At 77.7% G+C, this 215-nt stretch carries 1 protein-coding gene; it reads right to left on the reverse strand.

What is annotated here, in order from left to right; all coding sequences use genetic code 11:
- Positions 1 to 215: alanine--tRNA ligase-related protein (locus tag QWY29_RS20805; protein ID WP_300963110.1), on the reverse strand; the 215-nt coding region annotated here is incomplete at both ends.

Below are 215 nucleotides of genomic sequence, written 5' to 3' on the forward strand. Positions count from 1 at the left end.
GGTCCGCCACTCGGGGTCGACGCGGGCGTGCAGCGCCGCGGCGCCGGCGTCGAGCTCGCCGTCGACCACGCGGACCTGGTGCACCACCAGGCCGCGGACCGGCCGCGGGACGTCCAGCACCACGAGCCGGCCGCCGTCGAACTCGATGATGCCCGCGTCGGCCGCCAGGCCGCCGGACTCGGCGTAGAACGGGGTGCGGTCGAGCACCAGCTCGC

Source organism: Nocardioides abyssi (genome assembly GCF_030412915.1).
Taxonomy (GTDB): Bacteria; Actinomycetota; Actinomycetes; order Propionibacteriales; family Nocardioidaceae; genus Nocardioides; species Nocardioides abyssi.